Origin of the sequence: Burkholderia lata (genome assembly GCF_000012945.1) — a bacterium.
GTDB classification, from domain to species: domain Bacteria; phylum Pseudomonadota; class Gammaproteobacteria; order Burkholderiales; family Burkholderiaceae; genus Burkholderia; species Burkholderia lata.
Window position 1 is genome coordinate 314796 of the sequence record NC_007510.1, and the last position, 20157, is coordinate 334952.

The following is a 20157-nucleotide window of genomic DNA, read 5'->3' on the forward strand; positions in this document are numbered from 1 at the left end:
GGGCGGCGCGAGCCGCCTTGCCTTACCTCGCTGTCACCGAAACCGCCCGGTTCTGCCGGGCGGTTTTTTTTCATCTGTCGTTCACGCGCATGACGAGCCTGCCGCAGCCATCGCAATCACTTGCCGCGCGGACGCCGCAGGCTCGTCATGCGCGCGAACGAACCTGGCCGATCGGCCAAATCCGCACGATTCGCCACGCGTCGCGCGAGCGGGTTGTTAAAATTGCGGTCACCGTTTAGCCGTCCCAGTCCTCATTCATGTCCCGCGCCCTCGAAATCCTCGACGAAGTATTTGGTTATCCCGCATTTCGCGGCCAGCAGGGCGAGATCGTCGAGCACGTCGCCGGCGGCGGCGATTGCCTCGTGCTGATGCCGACCGGCGGCGGCAAGTCGTTGTGCTACCAGATTCCGGCGCTGCTGCGCCGCGAGGCCGGGCAGGGCGCCGGCATCGTCGTGTCGCCGTTGATCGCGCTGATGCAGGACCAGGTCGCCGCACTGAGGGAAGTGGGCGTGCGCGCCGCGTACCTGAATTCGACGCTGTCGGGTGCCGAGGCCGCGGCGACCGAGCGCGCGCTGCGCGAAGGTGAAATCGATCTGCTCTACGTCGCGCCGGAACGCCTGATGACGGGGCGCTTCCTCGACCTGATCGAGCGCGCGAAGATCGGGCTGTTCGCGATCGACGAAGCGCACTGCGTGTCGCAATGGGGGCACGATTTCCGTCCGGAATACATCCAGCTGTCGGTGCTGCACGAGCGATTCCCGTCGGTGCCGCGCATCGCACTGACCGCCACGGCCGATGCGATCACGCGCGACGAGATCATCCATCGCCTCGCGCTCGACGACGCGCGCGTGTTCGTGTCGAGCTTCGACCGCCCGAACATCCGCTACCGGATCGTCGAAAAGGACAACGCGCGGTCGCAGCTGCTCGATTTCATCCGCGCCGAACACACGAATGCCGACGGCACGACGGATGCGGGCGTCGTCTATTGCCTGTCGCGCCGCAAGGTCGAGGAAACGGCCGAATGGCTGAAGGCGCAGGGCGTGCGCGCGCTGCCGTATCACGCGGGGATGGAGTTCGAGGTGCGGCAAAAGCACCAGGAAATGTTCCAGCGCGAGGAGGGCATCGTGATGTGCGCGACGATCGCGTTCGGCATGGGCATCGACAAGCCGGACGTGCGCTTCGTCGCGCACCTGGATCTGCCGAAGAGCGTCGAAGGCTACTACCAGGAAACGGGCCGCGCCGGCCGCGACGGGATGCCCGCGAATGCGTGGATGGCGTACGGTCTGGGCGACGTCGTCCAGCAGCGCAAGATGATCGATGAGTCCGATGCGGACGACGCGCACAAGCGCGTCCAGACGTCGAAGCTCGACGCGCTGCTCGGGCTGTGCGAGACGATCTCGTGCCGTCGCGTGCGGCTGTTGAACTACTTCGGCGAGGAGAGCAAGCCGTGCGGCAACTGCGACACCTGCATCGAGCCGCCGGCTTCGTGGGACGCCACGCGTGAAGCGCAGATGGCGCTGTCCTGCGTGTTCCGCGCGCAGCGCGCGAGCGGTTTCAATTTCGGCTCGAGCCACCTGATCGAGATCCTGCGCGGCGGGCGCACCGAGAAGGTGTTGCAGCGCGGCCACGACCAGCTCACGACGTTCGGGATCGGCGCGTCGCTGTCGGAACCCGAGTGGCGCGCGATTTTCCGTCAGCTCGTCGCGTACGGCTTCCTGGCCGTCGATCACGGCGGCTTCGGCGCGCTCGTGCTGACCGAGGCCGCGAAGCCCGTGCTGAAGAACGAGGAGAAGGTCACGCTGCGCCGCTACGTGAAGCCGCAGCGCACGCGCCAGTCGTCGAGCCGCAGCGGTACGCGCGTCGATCCGACGGCCGGCATGGGCACGCGTGAGCGCGCACGGTGGGATGCGCTGCGCGCCTGGCGTGCGGAAACGGCGAAGACGGACGGCGTGCCGGCCTACGTGATCTTCCACGATGCGACGCTCGCCGAGATCGCGCGCAACGCGCCGGAGTCGATCGACGACCTGCGCCATATCCCCGGCATGGGCGTGCGCAAGCTGGAGCGCTTCGGCGACGAGATCATCGACGTCGTCGAATCGGCCTGACACAGGCGTTCCGACCCTTCCGGTAAACCACACGTTCGGCTGGCGAATCACGCAAGCCGTTGACTTAGTTGGTATTTCCGGAATATGATGCTGGGTTCCGGTATTCGGTGGGCCGAGTCGCGTTCCAAGGTTCGCACCCGTTTCGCCGGTTCGGAAGTCAACTGTGCGCCGATTCTCGCTTTGCCCGAAATCGATGCGCAGATTTTGTTCAATTTCAGGAATAAACAATGCCAACCATCAACCAACTGGTTCGCAAAGGCCGTCAGTCGGAAACGACGAAGAGCAAGAGCCCGGCCCTGCAGGACTGCCCCCAGCGTCGCGGCGTGTGCACCCGTGTGTACACGACGACGCCGAAGAAGCCGAACTCGGCACTCCGTAAGGTCGCCAAGGTTCGTCTGACGAACGGCTTCGAAGTGATTTCGTACATCGGCGGTGAAGGCCACAACCTGCAGGAACACTCGGTTGTGCTGATCCGCGGCGGCCGTGTGAAGGACTTGCCGGGTGTGCGTTACCACATGGTTCGCGGCTCGCTGGATACCCAGGGCGTCAAGGACCGTAAGCAAGCGCGCTCGAAGTACGGCGCGAAGCGTGCAAAGGCTGCCAAGTAAGCAGTTTTTGATCAGGGATCGCCGCAGGGCGGTCAAGGCGGGAGTGCCGGATTGCCGGTGCTGTCGAGTAAGTGGTCACCCGGCCAAGCTGGTTAGTCGTGAAGATGTGATCGGGTTTGTTGGTGGCCGCGGAGCTGGAACCAGCTCCAACTGAACAAGTAAAGGAAGAATCATGCCGCGTCGTCGCGAAGTCCCCAAGCGGGAAGTGTTGCCGGATCCGAAGTTCGGTAACGTTGATGTAGCCAAGTTCATGAACATGCTGATGCTGTCCGGCAAGAAGTCGGTCGCAGAGCGCATCGTTTATGGCGCATTCGAACAAATCCAGACCAAGGGTGGCAAGGACCCGCTGGAAGTGTTCACGGTTGCGCTCAACAACGTCAAGCCGGTGGTCGAAGTGAAGAGCCGTCGCGTTGGTGGTGCCAACTATCAAGTTCCGGTCGAAGTGCGCCCGTCGCGTCGTATGGCATTGGCGATGCGCTGGCTGCGTGAGGCTGCGAAGAAGCGTAGCGAGAAGTCGATGGCCCTGCGCCTGGCAGGTGAACTCTCCGAAGCGGCCGAAGGCCGTGGCGGCGCGATGAAGAAGCGCGACGAAGTTCACCGCATGGCAGAAGCCAACCGCGCGTTCTCGCATTTCCGTTTCTAAGCGCCTGGCTGGGCTTTTAGCGGAAATAAATTCCGGGCGGGTGCGCTTTTCAGGCGCCTCGCCCGTTTGTGTTGAAGCATGATGCAGCAGCGCTGCATCGTGTCATCCCAGTAGAGGATCAAAGTGGCTCGCAAGACTCCTATCGAGCGCTACCGCAATATCGGTATTAGCGCTCACATCGACGCCGGCAAAACGACGACGACCGAGCGCATTCTGTTTTACACCGGTGTGAACCACAAGATCGGTGAAGTCCACGACGGCGCAGCCACGATGGACTGGATGGAGCAGGAGCAGGAGCGTGGCATCACGATCACGTCCGCTGCTACCACCGCCTTCTGGAAGGGCATGGGCGGCAACTATCCGGAACACCGCATCAACATCATCGACACCCCGGGCCACGTCGACTTCACGATTGAAGTCGAGCGCTCGATGCGCGTGCTCGACGGCGCGTGCATGGTGTACTGCGCAGTGGGCGGCGTGCAGCCGCAGTCGGAAACGGTGTGGCGCCAGGCGAACAAGTACAAGGTGCCGCGTCTCGCGTTCGTCAACAAGATGGACCGTACCGGCGCGAACTTCTTCAAGGTCTACGACCAGCTCCGTCTGCGCCTGAAGGCGAACCCGGTTCCGGTCGTGGTGCCGATCGGTGCGGAAGAAGGCTTCAAGGGTGTCGTCGACCTGATCAAGATGAAGGCGATCATTTGGGACGAGGCATCGCAAGGTACCAAGTTCGACTACGTCGACATCCCGGCGGAACTCGTCGACACGTGCAACGAATGGCGTGAAAAGATGGTCGAAGCGGCTGCAGAGTCGAACGAAGACCTGATGAACAAGTACCTGGAAGCAGGCGAGCTGTCGGAAGCCGAGATCGTCAAGGGTCTGCGTGACCGTACGATCGCGTGCGAAATCCAGCCGATGCTGTGCGGTACCGCGTTCAAGAACAAGGGCGTGCAACGTATGCTCGACGCCGTGATCGATTTCCTGCCGTCGCCGGTCGACATCCCGCCGGTTACGGGTGAACTCGAAAATGGCGAGAAGACGGAACGCCGTGCGTCCGACGACGAGAAGTTCTCGGCACTCGCGTTCAAGATCATGACCGACCCGTTCGTCGGCCAGCTGATCTTCTTCCGCGTCTACTCGGGCGTCGTCAATTCGGGCGACACGCTGCTCAATGCGACCAAGGACAAGAAAGAGCGTCTCGGCCGTATTCTGCAGATGCACGCGAACCAGCGCGAAGAAATCAAGGAAGTTCGCGCAGGCGACATCGCTGCTGCGGTCGGCCTGAAGGAAGCGACCACGGGCGACACGCTGTGCGATCCGGCACATCCGATCGTGCTCGAACGCATGATTTTCCCGGAGCCGGTGATTTCGCAGGCCGTCGAGCCGAAGACGAAGGCTGACCAGGAGAAGATGGGCCTGGCGCTGAACCGTCTCGCTCAGGAAGATCCGTCGTTCCGCGTGCAGACCGACGAAGAATCGGGTCAAACCATCATTTCGGGTATGGGCGAGCTCCACCTCGAAATTCTGGTCGACCGGATGAAGCGCGAATTCGGCGTGGAAGCGACCGTCGGCAAGCCGCAGGTGGCGTACCGCGAAACCATTCGCAAGTCGGCCGCGGACGTCGAAGGCAAGTTCGTCAAGCAGTCGGGTGGTCGTGGTCAGTACGGCCATGCGGTCATCACGCTCGAGCGCAGCGAACTGGGCAAGGGCTACGAGTTCGTCGACGCGATCAAGGGCGGCGTGATTCCGCGCGAATACATCCCGTCGGTTGACAAGGGTATCCAGGAAACGCTGAAGAGCGGCGTGCTGGCAGGCTTCCCGGTTGTCGACGTGAAGGTCACGCTGACGTTCGGTTCGTACCACGACGTCGACTCGAACGAAAATGCGTTCCGCATGGCCGGTTCGATGGCGTTCAAGGAAGCGATGCGTCGTGCTGATCCGGTTCTGCTCGAGCCGATGATGGCCGTGGAAGTGGAAACGCCGGAAGACTTCATGGGCAACGTGATGGGCGACCTGTCGGGTCGTCGCGGCATCATCCAGGGCATGGATGACATGGTCGGCGGCGGCAAGATCGTGCGCGCCGAAGTGCCGTTGTCGGAAATGTTCGGCTACTCCACGTCGCTGCGTTCGCTGACGCAGGGTCGCGCAACGTACACGATGGAGTTCAAGCACTACGCTGAAGCTCCGAAGAACGTTGCAGAAGCGATCATCAGCGCGAAGACGAAGTAATTCGTTATCACAATCGATTATTTTTGAAAGAAGAGAATCATGGCAAAAGGTAAATTCGAGCGGACCAAGCCGCACGTGAACGTTGGTACGATTGGTCACGTTGACCACGGCAAGACGACGCTGACGGCAGCGATCACGACGGTTCTGACGAAGAAGTTCGGCGGCGAAGCGAAGGCATACGACCAGATCGACGCGGCACCGGAAGAAAAGGCGCGCGGCATCACGATCAACACGGCGCACGTCGAGTACGAAACGGCTAACCGCCACTACGCACACGTCGACTGCCCGGGCCACGCTGACTATGTGAAGAACATGATCACGGGCGCAGCGCAGATGGACGGCGCGATCCTGGTTTGCTCGGCAGCTGACGGCCCGATGCCGCAGACGCGTGAGCACATCCTGCTGGCGCGTCAGGTTGGCGTTCCGTACATCATCGTGTTCCTGAACAAGTGCGACATGGTGGACGACGCTGAACTGCTCGAGCTGGTCGAGATGGAAGTTCGCGAACTCCTGTCGAAGTACGACTTCCCGGGCGACGACACGCCGATCGTGAAGGGTTCGGCCAAGCTGGCGCTGGAAGGCGACACGGGCGAGCTGGGCGAAGTGGCGATCATGAGCCTGGCCGACGCGCTGGACACGTACATCCCGACGCCGGAGCGTGCAGTTGACGGCGCGTTCCTGATGCCGGTGGAAGACGTGTTCTCGATCTCGGGCCGTGGTACGGTCGTGACGGGTCGCGTTGAGCGCGGCATCGTGAAGGTCGGCGAAGAAATCGAAATCGTCGGTATCAAGCCGACGGTGAAGACGACCTGCACGGGCGTTGAAATGTTCCGCAAGCTGCTGGACCAAGGTCAAGCAGGCGACAACGTTGGTATCCTGCTGCGCGGCACGAAGCGTGAAGACGTGGAGCGTGGCCAGGTTCTGGCGAAGCCGGGTTCGATCACGCCGCACACGCACTTCACGGCTGAAGTGTACGTGCTGAGCAAGGACGAAGGCGGCCGCCACACGCCGTTCTTCAACAACTACCGTCCGCAGTTCTACTTCCGTACGACGGACGTGACGGGCTCGATCGAGCTGCCGAAGGACAAGGAAATGGTGATGCCGGGCGACAACGTGTCGATCACGGTGAAGCTGATTGCACCGATCGCGATGGAAGAAGGTCTGCGCTTCGCAATCCGCGAAGGCGGCCGTACGGTCGGCGCCGGCGTCGTCGCCAAGATCATCGAGTAATATCGACGATCCGCGGATCCCGACGGGGTCCGCGATTCCGCGGTATGCAGTCCGTACCGTCGAAACCGGGTGTCCAGCTTGTGCTGGCACCCGGTTTTGTTTTTCCGTCACGCTGAAGCGTGGGGTGAGAAACTCGCACCATCGCTCGAGAATTTCGTGTAGAATCGCGGGCTTAGCAGTGGAAGTACCGCAAGGAACCTGATGTCTCGCTCCCCGCAGGCGTCAAGTTTCACGTTCTTTTAGTGTCCGGCGATGCAACATCGCCTCGCTCTTTCCAAGGAATCGTCATGCAGCAACAGAAAATCCGCATTCGCCTGAAGGCATTCGACTATCGTCTGATCGATCAATCGGCTGCCGAAATCGTCGATACCGCGAAGCGGACTGGCGCAATCGTCCGTGGCCCGGTGCCGCTGCCGACGCGCATTCAGCGTTTTGACATCCTGCGTTCGCCGCACGTCAACAAGACGTCGCGTGATCAGCTCGAAATCCGTACCCACCAGCGCCTGATGGACATCGTCGATCCGACCGACAAGACGGTTGACGCGCTGATGAAGCTCGACCTGCCGGCTGGCGTCGACGTGGAAATCAAGCTGCAGTAAGGCTTTCAGCGCCGATCGGCTTGTCGGGCGGCGCTAAGTCTTTGATTGCTTGCGGAAAACGCGAGGTCGGGCTATAATGCTTGGCTTTTCGCGTATTCGCGTAAAAAAGTTGGGCCTTGCGTGCCCGGCATTTTGTAAATCAGCCCCGACCAATCGCAGTCGGGAATGGAGAAAATGATGAGCCTTGGACTCGTAGGTCGCAAGGTTGGCATGACCCGTATCTTCACGGCGGAAGGGGATTCGATTCCCGTCACCGTGCTGGACGTGTCGGACAACCGCGTGACGCAGATCAAGACTGTTGAAACCGACGGCTACACGGCCGTGCAGGTTGCATTCGGCTCCCGTCGTGCCTCGCGCGTGACGAAGCCGCTGGCAGGTCATCTCGCCAAAGCCGGTGTCGAAGCCGGTGAAATCCTCAAGGAATTCCGCATTGACGCGGCCAAGGCAGCTGAGCTGTCGAATGGCGCCGTGGTCGGTGTTGATCTTTTCGAAGTGGGCCAGAAGGTCGACGTGCAAGGCGTGTCGATCGGTAAGGGCTACGCCGGTACGATCAAGCGTTACAACTTCTCCTCCGGCCGTGCTACGCACGGTAACTCGCGCTCGCACAACGTGCCGGGCTCGATCGGTATGGCGCAGGATCCGGGTCGTGTTTTCCCGGGTAAACGCATGACGGGTCACATGGGTGACGAGACGGTGACGGTGCAAAACCTCGAAATCGCGCGTATCGACGCAGAGCGCAAGCTGCTGCTCGTGAAGGGTGCGATTCCGGGCGCGAAGGGCGGCAAGGTCTTCGTGACGCCGGCCGTCAAGACCAAGGGGGCGAAATAATGGAACTCAAGCTCCTGAACGAAAATGGTCAGGAAGGTGCAGTGGTCAACGCATCGGACGTCGTGTTCGGTCGTGACTACAACGAAGCGCTGATCCACCAGGTCGTCGTCGCTTACCAGGCGAATGCTCGCCAGGGTAACCGCGCACAGAAGGACCGTGAGCAAGTCAAGCACACGACGAAGAAGCCGTGGCGCCAGAAGGGTACGGGCCGCGCTCGTGCCGGTATGTCGTCGAGCCCGTTGTGGCGTGGCGGTGGTCGTATCTTCCCGAATTCGCCGGAAGAAAACTTCTCGCACAAGGTCAACAAGAAGATGCATCGCGCAGGTCTCTGCTCGATCTTCTCGCAGCTGGCCCGTGAAGGCCGTCTGTCGGTCGTCGAGGACATCATCCTCGAAGCGCCGAAGACCAAGCTGCTGGCCGAAAAATTCAAGACCATGGGTCTCGACTCCGTTCTGATCATTACGGATACGGTTGACGAAAACCTGTACCTGGCATCGCGCAACCTGCCGCACGTGGCAATTGTCGAGCCGCGCTACGCTGACCCGCTCTCGCTGATCTACTTCAAGAAAGTGCTGGTCACGAAGGCTGCGGTCGCCCAGATCGAGGAGTTGCTGTCATGAGCGAGATTCGCAAGAACGATCATCGTTTGATGCAGGTCCTGCTCGCACCGGTGATCTCGGAAAAGGCGACGCTGGTTGCCGACAAGAACGAGCAAGTCGTGTTCGAAGTCGCACCGGATGCCACGAAGCAGGAAGTGAAGGCGGCTGTCGAGCTGCTGTTCAAGGTTGAAGTTGATTCCGTCAACGTGCTGGTTCAGAAGGGCAAGCAAAAGCGCTTTGGCCGTTCGATGGGCCGCCGCAAGGACGTGAAGAAGGCGTACGTTTGCCTGAAGCCCGGCCAGGAAATCAACTTTGAAGCGGAGGCCAAGTAATCATGGCAATCGTTAAAGTTAAGCCGACATCGCCGGGTCGCCGCGCGATGGTCAAGGTGGTCAACAAGAACCTGCACCAGGGCAAGCCGTTCGCGGCACTGCTCGACTCGCAGAGCTCGACCGCCGGCCGTAACAACAACGGTCGTATCACCACGCGTCACAAGGGTGGTGGTCACAAGCAGCACTACCGTATCGTCGATTTCCGTCGCACGAAGGATGGCATTCCGGCAAAGGTCGAGCGTCTCGAGTACGACCCGAACCGTAGCGCGAACATCGCGCTGGTGCTCTACGCAGACGGCGAACGTCGCTACATCATCGCCCCGAAGGGCCTGACCGTCGGCCAACAGCTGATGTCGGGTTCGGAAGCGCCGATCCGTGCAGGCAACACGCTGCCGATCCGCAACATTCCGGTCGGTACGACGATCCACTGCATCGAGATGCTGCCGGGCAAGGGCGCGCAAATGGCGCGTTCGGCTGGTACGTCGGCAATGCTGCTGGCACGTGAAGGCGTCTACGCGCAGGTTCGTCTGCGTTCGGGCGAAATCCGCCGCGTGCACATCGAGTGCCGTGCAACGATCGGTGAAGTCGGTAACGAAGAGCATAGCCTGCGCCAGATCGGCAAGGCTGGCGCGAACCGCTGGCGCGGTATCCGCCCGACGGTGCGTGGCGTTGCGATGAACCCGGTTGATCACCCGCACGGTGGTGGTGAGGGCAAGACGGCTGCAGGTCGCGATCCGGTTAGCCCGTGGGGTACGCCGGCTAAGGGTTATCGCACCCGTAGCAACAAGCGCACGACGACGATGATCGTCCAGCGCCGTCACAAGCGTTAAGGAGTAGGCAATGGCACGTTCTGTTAAAAAAGGTCCGTTCTGCGACGCCCATTTGCTGAAGAAAGTTGAGGCGGCTGCAGCTTCGCGCGACAAAAAGCCGATCAAGACCTGGTCGCGTCGCTCGACGATTCTGCCGGATTTCATCGGCCTGACGATCGCTGTTCATAACGGCCGTCAACACGTTCCGGTGTACATCTCGGAAAACATGGTCGGCCACAAGCTTGGCGAGTTCGCACTGACCCGTACGTTCAAGGGTCACGCAGCCGACAAGAAGGCCAAGAAATAAGGGGCAATCAAGATGGAAGTGAAAGCAATTCATCGCGGTGCCCGCATCTCGGCGCAAAAAACGCGCCTTGTGGCTGACCAGATCCGCGGTTTGCCGGTCGACAAGGCGCTGAACGTTCTGACGTTCTCGCCGAAGAAGGCGGCTGGCATCGTGAAGAAGGTTGTGCTGTCGGCAATCGCGAATGCGGAGCACAACGAAGGCGCCGATATCGACGAGCTCAAGATCAAGAGCATCTACGTCGACAAGGCTGCATCGCTCAAGCGTTTCACCGCGCGCGCCAAGGGCCGCGGTAACCGCATCGAGAAGCAATCCTGTCACATCACTGTGACGGTCGGGAATTAAGGAGCCATACGATGGGACAGAAAATTCATCCGACTGGCTTCCGCCTGGCTGTCAGCCGCAATTGGGCTTCGCGTTGGTACGCGAACAACAACAATTTCGCGGCGATGCTGCAGGAAGACATCGGTGTTCGTGAATACCTGAAGAAGAAGCTGAAGAACGCTTCGGTCGGTCGGGTCGTCATCGAGCGTCCGGCGAAGAACGCGCGCATCACGATTTACAGCTCGCGTCCGGGTGTGGTCATCGGCAAGAAGGGCGAGGATATCGAGCAGCTGAAGACGGAACTGCAACGCCGCATGGGCGTTCCGGTCCACGTCAACATCGAAGAAATCCGCAAGCCGGAAACCGATGCTCAGCTGATCGCTGACTCGATCACGCAACAGCTCGAGCGCCGGATCATGTTCCGTCGCGCGATGAAGCGTGCGATGCAGAACGCGATGCGTCTGGGTGCCCAGGGCATCAAGATCATGAGCGCGGGCCGTCTGAACGGTATCGAAATCGCTCGTACGGAGTGGTATCGCGAAGGTCGCGTGCCCCTTCACACGCTGCGTGCTGATATCGACTACGCGACCTCGGAAGCGAAGACGACCTACGGGATCATCGGCGTCAAGGTGTGGGTTTACAAGGGCGATACGCTCGGCCGCAACGACGCACCGGTGGTGGAAGAAGTAGCCGAAGACAAGCGTCCGCGTCGCAATGCGCGTCCGGGCGACCGTCGTCCGCGCCGTGATGGCGAAGGCGGCGCTCCGGGTGCTCGTCGTGGCGCACCGCGCCGTGGCGCCGGCAAGCCCGAAGACGGCAAGACTGGAGAATAACGATGCTGCAACCGAAACGCAGGAAGTATCGTAAAGAGCAGAAAGGTCGTAACACCGGCAAGGCGACGCGCGGCAACGCAGTGTCGTTCGGTGAATTCGGCCTGAAGGCTATCGGTCGCGGTCGTTTGACCGCACGCCAGATTGAAGCGGCGCGTCGTGCAATGACGCGTCACATCAAGCGTGGCGGCCGCATCTGGATCCGGATCTTCCCGGACAAGCCGATTTCGCAGAAGCCGGCCGAAGTGCGTATGGGTAACGGTAAGGGTAACCCTGAGTACTACGTCGCCGAGATTCAGCCGGGCAAGATGCTCTATGAAATGGACGGCGTAACCGAAGAACTGGCACGCGAAGCGTTCCGTCTGGCTGCAGCCAAGCTGCCGCTGAAGACGGCGTTCATCGTGCGCCAGCTCGGCGCCTAAGGAGAAAATATGAAGGCTTCCGAACTTCTCCAGAAAGACCAGGCCGCGCTCAACAAGGAGCTGGCGGACCTGCTGAAGGCGCAATTCGGCCTGCGCATGCAACTCGCGACCCAGCAGCTCACGAACACGAGCCAGCTGAAGAAGGTTCGTCGCGACATCGCACGTGTGCGGACCGTCATGACTCAGAAGGCGAACCAGAAATGAACGATAGCGTGAAAACCTCGCTGAAGCGGACGCTGGTCGGTCGGGTCGTCAGCAACAAGATGGACAAGACCGTCACCGTGCTGATCGAGCACCGCGTCAAGCATCCGATCTACGGCAAGTATGTCGTGCGCTCGAAGAAGTACCACGCGCACGATGAAGCGAACACCTACAACGAAGGCGATCTCGTCGAAATCCAGGAAACTCGTCCTGTTTCGAAGACGAAGGCCTGGACGGTGTCGCGCCTCGTCGAAGCAGCTCGCGTCATCTAAGCGGGCTGTGCAGTAGGCAGTAACAGGCACTTCTCCGCGAAGTGCTTGAAATCGCAAAGTATTTGCTTGCGTGACCAGGATTATTTGTTATAATCCTGGTCTTCCCTCTTTATGGGAGCCCCGTCGCGGGCGAAGTTGGTGGGGGAAGCGGACTGGCGCCTGCCTGTCCGAAAGATTCACCGAATTGCGATGGCGGGTTTCGTTTGCCGTCGCTGCTGTTCCAACCCAAGCAGCCGATTGGCTGACGGGACCAAGACTGACCGAATGCATCATGGTGGTGCATCCGGATTAAGTTGGGAAAGACAAACCATGATCCAGACCGAATCTCGGCTCGAAGTAGCCGACAACACGGGTGCACGTGAAGTCCTGTGCATCAAGGTGCTCGGCGGCTCGAAGCGTCGTTACGCCGGCATTGGCGACATCATCAAGGTGAGCGTCAAAGAGGCAACGCCGCGCGGGCGCGTGAAGAAAGGCGAAATTTACAACGCCGTGGTGGTCCGCACCGCCAAGGGCGTGCGCCGTCAAGACGGCTCGCTGATCAAGTTCGACGGCAACGCCGCTGTGCTTTTGAATAACAAGCTCGAGCCGATCGGCACCCGTATCTTCGGGCCGGTCACGCGTGAGCTGCGTAGCGAACGATTCATGAAGATCGTTTCGCTGGCGCCGGAAGTGCTGTAAGGAGTCGCGATGAACAAGATTCGCAAAGGTGACGAAGTCATCGTCGTCACTGGCAAGGACAAGGGCAAGCGCGGCGTCGTGCTGGCTGTCGGTGCAGAGCATGTGACGGTTGAAGGTATCAACCTCGTCAAGAAGCATGTGAAGCCGAACCCGATGAAGGGTACGACGGGCGGCGTGGAAGCGAAGACGATGCCCCTGCATATTTCGAACGTCGCACTGGTCGACGCGAATGGCAAGGCGTCGCGTGTTGGCATCAAGGTCGAGGAAGGCAAGAAGGTTCGCTTCCTGAAGACGACCGGTGCTGTACTGAGCGCCTGACGCAGCGGAGTAAAAAATGGCTCGTTTTCAAGAGTTTTACAAAGAAAAGGTTGTGCCCGGCCTGATCGAGAAGTTCGGTTACAAGTCGGTCATGGAAGTGCCGCGCATCACCAAGATCACGCTGAACATGGGTCTTGGCGAAGCGATCGCTGACAAGAAGATCATCGAGAACGCCGTTGGCGACCTCACGAAGATCGCTGGTCAGAAGCCGGTCGTGACGAAGGCACGCAAGGCAATCGCAGGCTTCAAGATCCGCCAGGGTTACCCGATCGGCGCGATGGTGACGCTGCGTGGCCAAGCAATGTACGAATTCCTCGACCGTTTCGTGACGGTTGCGCTGCCCCGCGTGCGTGACTTCCGCGGTGTGTCGGGTCGTGCGTTCGATGGCCGTGGCAACTACAACATCGGTGTGAAAGAGCAGATCATTTTCCCCGAAATCGACTACGACAAGATCGACGCACTGCGTGGGCTGAACATCAGCATCACGACGACTGCGAAGACCGACGACGAAGCAAAGGCACTGCTCGCCAGCTTCAAGTTCCCGTTCAGAAACTGAGGTTACCGTGGCTAAACTGGCACTGATCGAACGTGAAAAGAAGCGCGCCCGCCTGGTCGCGAAGTTCGCAGCAAAGCGCGATGCGCTGAAGGCGATCGTCGAAGACCAAAGCAAGTCGGAAGAAGAGCGCTACGAAGCACGCCTGGAGCTGCAGCAACTGCCCCGCAACGCAAACCCGACCCGCCAGCGTAACCGCTGCGCGATCACGGGCCGTCCGCGTGGCACGTTCCGTAAATTCGGCCTCGCGCGTAACAAGATTCGTGAAATCGCATTCCGTGGCGAGATTCCTGGCCTGACCAAGGCGAGCTGGTAATAGGAGAAACGTAAATGAGCATGAGTGATCCTATCGCCGATATGCTGACTCGCATCCGCAATGGGCAGATGGTCGAGAAGGTATCGGTGTCGATGCCCTCGTCGAAAGTCAAGGTTGCAATCGCGCAAGTCCTGAAAGACGAAGGCTATATCGACGATTTCGCCGTGAAGGCGGAAGGTGCGAAGTCCGAACTGAATATCGCGCTGAAGTACTACGCTGGCCGTCCGGTCATCGAACGCATCGAACGCGTTTCGAAGCCTGGCCTGCGCGTGTACCGTGGCCGTAACGACATCCCGCAGGTCATGAATGGCCTCGGTGTGGCAATCGTGTCGACGCCCAAGGGCGTGATGACCGACCGCAAGGCGCGCGCTACCGGCGTCGGCGGCGAAGTCATCTGCTACGTCGCTTAAAGCCGAGGAGAGAGAAACATGTCTCGAGTAGGTAAGAGCCCGATCGCGCTGCAAGGCGCGGAAGTCAAGCTGGCCGACGGTGCGATCACCGTCAAGGGCCCGCTGGGCACCATCACGCAAGCGATCAATCCGCTCGTGAACGTGGCGAACAACGACGGTACGCTGAACCTGGCGCCGGTTGACGAAAGCCGCGAAGCAAATGCACTGTCGGGCACGATGCGCGCGATTATCGCGAATGCCGTGCACGGCGTGACCAAGGGTTTCGAGCGCAAGCTGACGCTGGTTGGCGTCGGTTATCGTGCGCAAGCGCAAGGCGACAAGCTGAACCTGTCGCTGGGTTTCTCGCACCCGGTGGTGCACCAGATGCCGGAAGGCGTCAAGGCAGAAACCCCGACGCAAACCGAAATCGTGATCAAGGGGATCAACAAGCAACAAGTCGGTCAAGTGGCTGCGGAAGTCCGCGGTTACCGTCCGCCGGAGCCCTACAAGGGCAAGGGCGTGCGCTATTCCGACGAGGTTGTGATCCTCAAAGAAACGAAGAAGAAGTAAGGGTGCGCAATCATGGATAAGACTCAATCTCGCCTGCGCCGCGCTCGCCAGACGCGTATCAAGATCGCTGAGCTGCAGGTCGCGCGTCTCGCCGTGCATCGCACGAACACGCACATCTACGCTCAAGTGTTCTCGCCCTGCGGCACCAAGGTGCTCGCCAGCGCGTCGACGCTCGAAGCTGAAGTGCGCGCTGAACTGGCCGACAAGTCGGGCAAGGGCGGCAACGTTAATGCCGCGACGCTGATCGGCAAGCGTATTGCCGAGAAGGCAAAGGCTGCCGGCATCGAATCCGTCGCCTTCGACCGCTCGGGCTTCCGCTACCATGGCCGCGTCAAGGCGCTGGCTGAGGCAGCTCGTGAAGCTGGGCTCAAGTTCTAAGGAAGGAATTCGTCATGGCAAAGATGCAAGCGAAAGTTCAGGCTGACGAGCGCGACGACGGCCTTCGTGAAAAGATGATTTCGGTCAATCGCGTGACCAAGGTCGTGAAGGGTGGCCGTATTCTCGGCTTCGCCGCACTGACCGTGGTTGGCGATGGTGATGGCCGTATCGGTATGGGCAAGGGCAAGGCGAAGGAAGTGCCGGTCGCTGTCCAGAAGGCAATGGAACAAGCTCGTCGCAACATGTTCAAGGTGCCGCTCAAGAACGGCACGCTGCAACACGAAGTGCACGGCAAGCATGGCGCATCCGCTGTCCTCCTCGCTCCGGCGAAGGCAGGTACGGGCGTGATCGCCGGCGGCCCGATGCGCGCAGTGTTCGACGTGATGGGCGTTCAGAACGTCGTGGCAAAGAGCCACGGTTCGACGAACCCGTACAACCTCGTTCGCGCCACGCTGGACGGCCTGCGCAAGCAGTCCACCCCGGCAGACATCGCGGCGAAGCGCGGCAAGTCCGTCGAAGAAATTTTGGGCTAAGCCCGGGTGGTCACCATGTCTGAAAAAACTGTCAAGGTTCAGCTCGTTAAGAGCCTGATCGGGACCCGCGAATCGCACCGCGCGACCGTGCGTGGCCTGGGCCTGCGCCGACTCAACTCGGTCAGCGAGCTTCAGGACACGCCGGCGGTCCGCGGCATGATCAACAAGGTCTCGTACCTCGTTAAGGTCATCGCGTAAGCGGCCCTACGGATCAAGGAGTTGATATGGAATTGAATAACCTGAAGCCGGCAGCTGGCGCAAAGCACGCCAAGCGTCGCGTCGGCCGTGGCATCGGTTCGGGCCTCGGCAAGACGGCTGGCCGTGGTCACAAGGGTCAGAAATCGCGTTCGGGCGGCTTCCACAAAGTCGGTTTCGAAGGCGGTCAGATGCCGCTGCAACGTCGTCTGCCGAAGCGCGGCTTCACGTCGCTGACGAAGGAATTCGTCGGTGAAGTGCGCCTGAGCGACCTCGAGAAGCTGCCGGTCGACGAGATCGATCTGCTCGCACTGAAGCAAGCCGGCCTGGTCGGTGAGCTGACGAAGAGCGCAAAGATCATCGCGACGGGCGAACTGAAGCGCAAGATCGTCGTGAAGGGTCTCGGTGCCACCAAGGGTGCGCGCGCTGCGATCGAAGCGGCTGGCGGTTCGTTCGCCGAGTGACACGCGTAGCGCGTCGTCACTTGCATTCATCGGAGAAGGTACTTGGCTAACAGCCCGAGTCTTGCAAAACCCGGTCGAAGCACGGCGAAATTCGGCGATCTGCGCCGGCGAGCAATGTTCTTGCTCCTGGCGCTGATCGTCTATCGCATCGGCGCGCACATTCCCGTGCCGGGCATCGATCCGGATCAACTGGCAAAGCTGTTCCAGAGCCAGGCGGGCGGCATCCTGGGCATGTTCAACATGTTCTCGGGTGGCGCGCTTTCCCGCTTCACGATCTTTGCGCTGGGGATCATGCCGTACATCTCGGCGTCGATCATCATGCAGTTGCTGGCGATCGTATCGCCGCAGCTCGAGGCGCTGAAGAAGGAAGGGCAGGCAGGGCAACGGAAGATCACGCAGTACACGCGGTATTTCACCGTGGTGCTCGCGACCTTCCAGGCGTTCGGTATCGCGGCTGCGCTGGAAAACCAGCCGGGCCTCGTCACTGACCCCGGCATGCTGTTCCGTCTGACGACGGTCGTGACGCTGGTTACGGGCACGATGTTCCTGATGTGGCTCGGCGAGCAAATTACCGAGCGTGGTCTGGGCAACGGTATCTCGATCATCATCTTCGGCGGGATCGCAGCAGGGTTCCCGAATGCCGTCGGTGGGTTGTTCGAGCTGGTGCGTACGGGTTCGATGAGCATCATTTCGGCGATCATCATCGTCGTTCTGATTGCCGCGGTGACTTACCTGGTCGTGTTCATCGAACGCGGTCAGCGCAAGATCCTCGTGAACTACGCGAAGCGCCAGGTCGGCAACAAGATCTACGGTGGGCAGTCGTCGCATCTGCCGCTGAAGCTGAACATGTCGGGTGTGATTCCGCCGATCTTCGCATCGTCGATCATTCTGTTCCCGGCAACGATTCTCGGCTGGTTCAGTACCGGTCAGCCGACGGGAAGCTGGATTTCCAATACGTTGCATAACGTTGCGGAAGCGCTGAAGCCGGGCCAGCCGGTCTATGTGCTGCTGTACACGCTGGCGATCGTGTTTTTCTGCTTCTTCTACACCGCACTGGTGTTCAACAGCAGGGAAACCGCGGACAACCTGAAGAAGAGCGGCGCGTTTGTTCCGGGCATCCGTCCGGGCGATCAGACCGCACGATATATCGACCGCATCCTCACGCGTCTGACGCTGGCCGGTGCGATCTACATCGTCTTCGTGTGTCTGCTGCCGGAGTTTCTGGTGCTGCGCTGGAACGTGCCGTTTTATTTTGGTGGAACGTCGCTGCTGATCATTGTCGTCGTCACGATGGACTTTATGGCGCAGGTGCAGTCGTACGTTATGTCGCAACAGTATGAGTCACTGCTCAAGAAGGCGAACTTCAAGGGCGGCAACATCCCGATGCGTTAAGGACTATGGCCAAAGACGATGTAATCCAGATGCAGGGTGAGGTGATCGAAAACCTCCCGAATGCGACCTTCCGTGTGAAGCTGGAAAACGGCCATGTCGTGTTGGGTCATATTTCCGGGAAGATGCGGATGCACTACATCCGCATCCTGCCTGGCGACAAGGTGACGGTTGAGTTGACGCCTTACGATCTGTCTCGTGCGCGGATCGTGTTCCGGGCGAAGTGATTTGAAAAAAGGGTATTATCATGAAAGTGATGGCATCGGTTAAGCGCATTTGCCGCAATTGCAAGATCATCAAGCGCAAGGGCGTCGTTCGCGTGATCTGCAGCTCGGATCCGCGCCACAAGCAGCGCCAAGGCTGACCGCGCGTTTGTTTGCGCTTTTTGTTTGAGGAAAAACAATGGCTCGTATCGCAGGGGTTAACATCCCGAATCACCAGCACACCGAGATCGGCCTGACGGCAATCTTTGGTGTCGGCCGCACCCGTTCGCGCAGCATCTGCGTGGCAGCTGGCGTCGATTTTTCGAAGAAGGTCAAGGACTTGACCGACGCAGACTTGGAAAAGCTGCGTGAAGAAGTGGGCAAGTTTGTCGTCGAAGGCGATCTGCGCCGTGAAGTGACGATGAACATCAAGCGCCTGATGGACCTCGGTTGCTACCGTGGCGTTCGTCATCGCAAGGGCCTGCCGATGCGCGGTCAGCGTACGCGTACGAACGCACGTACTCGCAAGGGTCCGCGTCGTGCAGCGCAAGCGCTGAAGAAGTAAGCGGAACTGACAGTTACAGGAAAACGTAATGGCTAAGGCTTCGAACACCGCGGCGCAACGCGTTCGCAAGAAGGTTAAGAAGAACGTCGCTGAAGGCGTGGTTCACGTTCACGCGTCGTTCAACAACACGATCATCACGATCACCGATCGCCAAGGCAATGCACTGGCATGGGCGACGTCGGGCGGTCAGGGCTTCAAGGGCTCGCGCAAATCGACGCCGTTCGCTGCCCAGGTCGCAGCCGAGTCGGCTGGCCGCGTCGCGATGGAATACGGCGTGAAGAATCTGGAAGTGCGGATCAAGGGCCCGGGCCCGGGTCGTGAGTCGGCAGTGCGCGCACTGCACGGCCTCGGCATCAAGATCACCGCGATTTCGGACGTCACCCCGATTCCGCACAACGGCTGCCGTCCGCCGAAGCGTCGTCGTATCTAAAGGTGTGCTGGCACGTTCGTGCTAGCACATTGCCTGTCGCCGCTCAGCGTCGACGGGCGTTGCTTTTTTGATTGACTAAGCCCACCGTTCGCCCCAAAGGGCGCGAACTAGCGCGGATTCAGATCTGCGTGACTGATTGATAGAGGAATGCAAAGTGGCACGTTATATCGGCCCGAAGGCCAAGCTGTCCCGCCGTGAAGGCACCGACCTGTTCCTGAAGAGCGCACGTCGCTCGCTCGCCGACAAGTGCAAGCTCGACAGCAAGCCGGGTCAGCACGGCCGTACCTCGGGCGCACGTACGTCCGACTACGGTACGCAGCTGCGCGAAAAGCAGAAGGTCAAGCGTATCTACGGCGTGCTGGAACGTCAGTTCCGCCGTTACTTCGCTGAAGCCGACCGCCGCAAGGGCAACACGGGTGAAAACCTGCTGCAACTGCTCGAGTCGCGCCTCGACAACGTCGTGTATCGCATGGGCTTCGGCTCGACCCGCGCTGAAGCGCGTCAGCTGGTGAGCCACAAGTCGATCACCGTGAACGGCGTCGTTGCGAACGTCCCGTCGCAGCAAGTGAAGTCGGGTGACGTCGTCGCGATCCGCGAAAAGGCGAAGAAGCAAGCGCGTATCGTCGAAGCGCTGTCGCTGGCTGAGCAAGGCGGCATGCCGAGCTGGGTTGCAGTCGATGCGAAGAAGTTCGAAGGCACGTTCAAGCAAATGCCGGAACGCGCTGAAATCGCAGGCGACATCAACGAAAGCCTGATCGTCGAATTGTATTCGCGTTAATCCGATTGACGGCCGAGGTACCCCGATTGCGTTGCGCAAGGAGGGGCCTCGGCTGTTTATTTTCTG

The 20157-nt window shown here is 60.3% G+C and carries 33 protein-coding genes; all 33 read left to right on the forward strand.

Going from position 1 to position 20157, the window contains the following annotated elements; all coding sequences use genetic code 11:
- Positions 1 to 17 precede the first annotated feature (17 nt).
- The 33 genes from BCEP18194_RS41115 to rpsD all read left to right on the forward strand — a co-directional run bounded on the left by BCEP18194_RS41115 (position 18) and on the right by rpsD (position 20091).
- Positions 18 to 239 (forward strand): hypothetical protein, encoded by a 222-nt coding sequence (locus BCEP18194_RS41115; protein ID WP_157687158.1) that lies wholly within the window; start codon positions 18 to 20, stop codon positions 237 to 239.
- 18 nt (positions 240 to 257) lie between these two features.
- Positions 258 to 2105 (forward strand): DNA helicase RecQ, encoded by a 1848-nt coding sequence (recQ, locus tag BCEP18194_RS07305; protein WP_011350672.1) that lies wholly within the window; start codon positions 258 to 260, stop codon positions 2103 to 2105.
- Positions 2106 to 2332: 227 nt separating this feature from the next.
- A complete protein-coding gene (rpsL, locus tag BCEP18194_RS07310) occupies positions 2333 to 2713 on the forward strand; it encodes a 30S ribosomal protein S12 (RefSeq protein WP_006400662.1) in 381 nt (126 codons plus the stop codon).
- A 172-nt stretch (positions 2714 to 2885) separates the two neighbouring features.
- Positions 2886 to 3356, forward strand: a complete 471-nt coding sequence (gene rpsG, locus BCEP18194_RS07315) for a 30S ribosomal protein S7 (protein WP_006477195.1) — start codon at positions 2886 to 2888, stop codon at positions 3354 to 3356.
- A 123-nt stretch (positions 3357 to 3479) separates the two neighbouring features.
- A complete protein-coding gene (fusA, locus tag BCEP18194_RS07320) occupies positions 3480 to 5582 on the forward strand; it encodes an elongation factor G (protein ID WP_011350673.1) in 2103 nt (700 codons plus the stop codon).
- Between the two features lie 39 nt (positions 5583 to 5621).
- On the forward strand, positions 5622 to 6812 hold the full coding sequence (gene tuf, locus BCEP18194_RS07325) for an elongation factor Tu (protein ID WP_011350666.1): 1191 nt from the start codon (positions 5622 to 5624) through the stop codon (positions 6810 to 6812).
- 287 nt (positions 6813 to 7099) lie between these two features.
- On the forward strand, positions 7100 to 7411 hold the full coding sequence (gene rpsJ, locus BCEP18194_RS07330) for a 30S ribosomal protein S10 (protein WP_004199280.1): 312 nt from the start codon (positions 7100 to 7102) through the stop codon (positions 7409 to 7411).
- A gap of 177 nt (positions 7412 to 7588) precedes the next feature.
- On the forward strand, positions 7589 to 8239 hold the full coding sequence (rplC, locus tag BCEP18194_RS07335) for a 50S ribosomal protein L3 (protein WP_041492998.1): 651 nt from the start codon (positions 7589 to 7591) through the stop codon (positions 8237 to 8239).
- Positions 8239 to 8859, forward strand: a complete 621-nt coding sequence (rplD, locus tag BCEP18194_RS07340; protein ID WP_011350675.1) for a 50S ribosomal protein L4 — start codon at positions 8239 to 8241, stop codon at positions 8857 to 8859. Before rplC ends, rplD begins: the two co-directional genes overlap by 1 nt.
- Positions 8856 to 9170, forward strand: coding sequence for a 50S ribosomal protein L23 (rplW, locus tag BCEP18194_RS07345; RefSeq protein WP_004199275.1), 315 nt, complete (start codon positions 8856 to 8858; stop codon positions 9168 to 9170). Before rplD ends, rplW begins: the two co-directional genes overlap by 4 nt.
- Positions 9171 to 9172: 2 nt before the next feature.
- A complete protein-coding gene (gene rplB / locus BCEP18194_RS07350) occupies positions 9173 to 10000 on the forward strand; it encodes a 50S ribosomal protein L2 (RefSeq protein WP_006482900.1) in 828 nt (275 codons plus the stop codon).
- A gap of 10 nt (positions 10001 to 10010) precedes the next feature.
- The gene (gene rpsS / locus BCEP18194_RS07355) at positions 10011 to 10286 is read left to right on the forward strand and encodes a 30S ribosomal protein S19 (RefSeq protein WP_004199273.1); all 276 of its coding nucleotides are present in this window, start codon (positions 10011 to 10013) and stop codon (positions 10284 to 10286) included.
- Positions 10287 to 10298: 12 nt separating this feature from the next.
- Complete coding sequence (gene rplV, locus BCEP18194_RS07360) at positions 10299 to 10628, forward strand: 50S ribosomal protein L22 (protein WP_004199272.1); 330 nt, start codon at positions 10299 to 10301, stop codon at positions 10626 to 10628.
- An 11-nt stretch (positions 10629 to 10639) separates the two neighbouring features.
- Positions 10640 to 11440: a 30S ribosomal protein S3 gene (gene rpsC / locus BCEP18194_RS07365; RefSeq protein ID WP_006482899.1), complete on the forward strand. Its 801-nt coding sequence runs from the start codon at positions 10640 to 10642 to the stop codon at positions 11438 to 11440.
- A gap of 2 nt (positions 11441 to 11442) precedes the next feature.
- On the forward strand, positions 11443 to 11859 hold the full coding sequence (rplP, locus tag BCEP18194_RS07370; protein WP_006482873.1) for a 50S ribosomal protein L16: 417 nt from the start codon (positions 11443 to 11445) through the stop codon (positions 11857 to 11859).
- Positions 11860 to 11868: 9 nt separating this feature from the next.
- The gene (gene rpmC / locus BCEP18194_RS07375) at positions 11869 to 12063 is read left to right on the forward strand and encodes a 50S ribosomal protein L29 (RefSeq protein ID WP_006400652.1); all 195 of its coding nucleotides are present in this window, start codon (positions 11869 to 11871) and stop codon (positions 12061 to 12063) included.
- Entirely contained in the window at positions 12060 to 12332 is a 273-nt protein-coding gene (gene rpsQ / locus BCEP18194_RS07380; protein WP_006477189.1) for a 30S ribosomal protein S17, read from the forward strand. Before rpmC ends, rpsQ begins: the two co-directional genes overlap by 4 nt.
- A 309-nt stretch (positions 12333 to 12641) precedes the next feature.
- Positions 12642 to 13010, forward strand: coding sequence for a 50S ribosomal protein L14 (gene rplN, locus BCEP18194_RS07385; protein ID WP_006482918.1), 369 nt, complete (start codon positions 12642 to 12644; stop codon positions 13008 to 13010).
- 9 nt (positions 13011 to 13019) lie between these two features.
- The gene (rplX, locus tag BCEP18194_RS07390) at positions 13020 to 13328 is read left to right on the forward strand and encodes a 50S ribosomal protein L24 (RefSeq protein ID WP_006477187.1); all 309 of its coding nucleotides are present in this window, start codon (positions 13020 to 13022) and stop codon (positions 13326 to 13328) included.
- Between the two features lie 16 nt (positions 13329 to 13344).
- Positions 13345 to 13884 (forward strand): 50S ribosomal protein L5, encoded by a 540-nt coding sequence (rplE, locus tag BCEP18194_RS07395; protein WP_006477186.1) that lies wholly within the window; start codon positions 13345 to 13347, stop codon positions 13882 to 13884.
- 7 nt (positions 13885 to 13891) lie between these two features.
- Positions 13892 to 14197 (forward strand): 30S ribosomal protein S14, encoded by a 306-nt coding sequence (gene rpsN, locus BCEP18194_RS07400; RefSeq protein WP_011350676.1) that lies wholly within the window; start codon positions 13892 to 13894, stop codon positions 14195 to 14197.
- 14 nt (positions 14198 to 14211) lie between these two features.
- Positions 14212 to 14607, forward strand: a complete 396-nt coding sequence (rpsH, locus tag BCEP18194_RS07405; RefSeq protein WP_011350677.1) for a 30S ribosomal protein S8 — start codon at positions 14212 to 14214, stop codon at positions 14605 to 14607.
- An 18-nt stretch (positions 14608 to 14625) separates the two neighbouring features.
- On the forward strand, positions 14626 to 15156 hold the full coding sequence (rplF, locus tag BCEP18194_RS07410; protein WP_011350678.1) for a 50S ribosomal protein L6: 531 nt from the start codon (positions 14626 to 14628) through the stop codon (positions 15154 to 15156).
- A 12-nt stretch (positions 15157 to 15168) separates the two neighbouring features.
- A complete protein-coding gene (rplR, locus tag BCEP18194_RS07415) occupies positions 15169 to 15534 on the forward strand; it encodes a 50S ribosomal protein L18 (RefSeq protein WP_006477183.1) in 366 nt (121 codons plus the stop codon).
- 14 nt (positions 15535 to 15548) lie between these two features.
- Complete coding sequence (gene rpsE / locus BCEP18194_RS07420) at positions 15549 to 16067, forward strand: 30S ribosomal protein S5 (RefSeq protein WP_006482895.1); 519 nt, start codon at positions 15549 to 15551, stop codon at positions 16065 to 16067.
- 15 nt (positions 16068 to 16082) lie between these two features.
- Positions 16083 to 16265, forward strand: a complete 183-nt coding sequence (rpmD, locus tag BCEP18194_RS07425) for a 50S ribosomal protein L30 (protein ID WP_006400644.1) — start codon at positions 16083 to 16085, stop codon at positions 16263 to 16265.
- Positions 16266 to 16291: 26 nt separating this feature from the next.
- Positions 16292 to 16726: a 50S ribosomal protein L15 gene (gene rplO / locus BCEP18194_RS07430; RefSeq protein ID WP_006477180.1), complete on the forward strand. Its 435-nt coding sequence runs from the start codon at positions 16292 to 16294 to the stop codon at positions 16724 to 16726.
- A 42-nt stretch (positions 16727 to 16768) separates the two neighbouring features.
- Positions 16769 to 18118 carry a preprotein translocase subunit SecY gene (gene secY / locus BCEP18194_RS07435; RefSeq protein ID WP_006482915.1) on the forward strand — a complete coding sequence of 450 codons (1350 nt, stop codon included), beginning with the start codon at positions 16769 to 16771 and terminating at the stop codon, positions 18116 to 18118.
- Between the two features lie 5 nt (positions 18119 to 18123).
- Positions 18124 to 18342, forward strand: a complete 219-nt coding sequence (gene infA, locus BCEP18194_RS07440) for a translation initiation factor IF-1 (protein WP_004521905.1) — start codon at positions 18124 to 18126, stop codon at positions 18340 to 18342.
- Between the two features lie 20 nt (positions 18343 to 18362).
- A complete protein-coding gene (rpmJ, locus tag BCEP18194_RS07445) occupies positions 18363 to 18479 on the forward strand; it encodes a 50S ribosomal protein L36 (protein ID WP_004199844.1) in 117 nt (38 codons plus the stop codon).
- A gap of 38 nt (positions 18480 to 18517) precedes the next feature.
- A complete protein-coding gene (rpsM, locus tag BCEP18194_RS07450; protein WP_006477178.1) occupies positions 18518 to 18883 on the forward strand; it encodes a 30S ribosomal protein S13 in 366 nt (121 codons plus the stop codon).
- Between the two features lie 28 nt (positions 18884 to 18911).
- Positions 18912 to 19313 (forward strand): 30S ribosomal protein S11, encoded by a 402-nt coding sequence (gene rpsK, locus BCEP18194_RS07455; protein ID WP_004197937.1) that lies wholly within the window; start codon positions 18912 to 18914, stop codon positions 19311 to 19313.
- A gap of 154 nt (positions 19314 to 19467) precedes the next feature.
- On the forward strand, positions 19468 to 20091 hold the full coding sequence (rpsD, locus tag BCEP18194_RS07460) for a 30S ribosomal protein S4 (protein ID WP_011350679.1): 624 nt from the start codon (positions 19468 to 19470) through the stop codon (positions 20089 to 20091).
- The last annotated feature ends 66 nt before the right edge of the window (positions 20092 to 20157 follow it).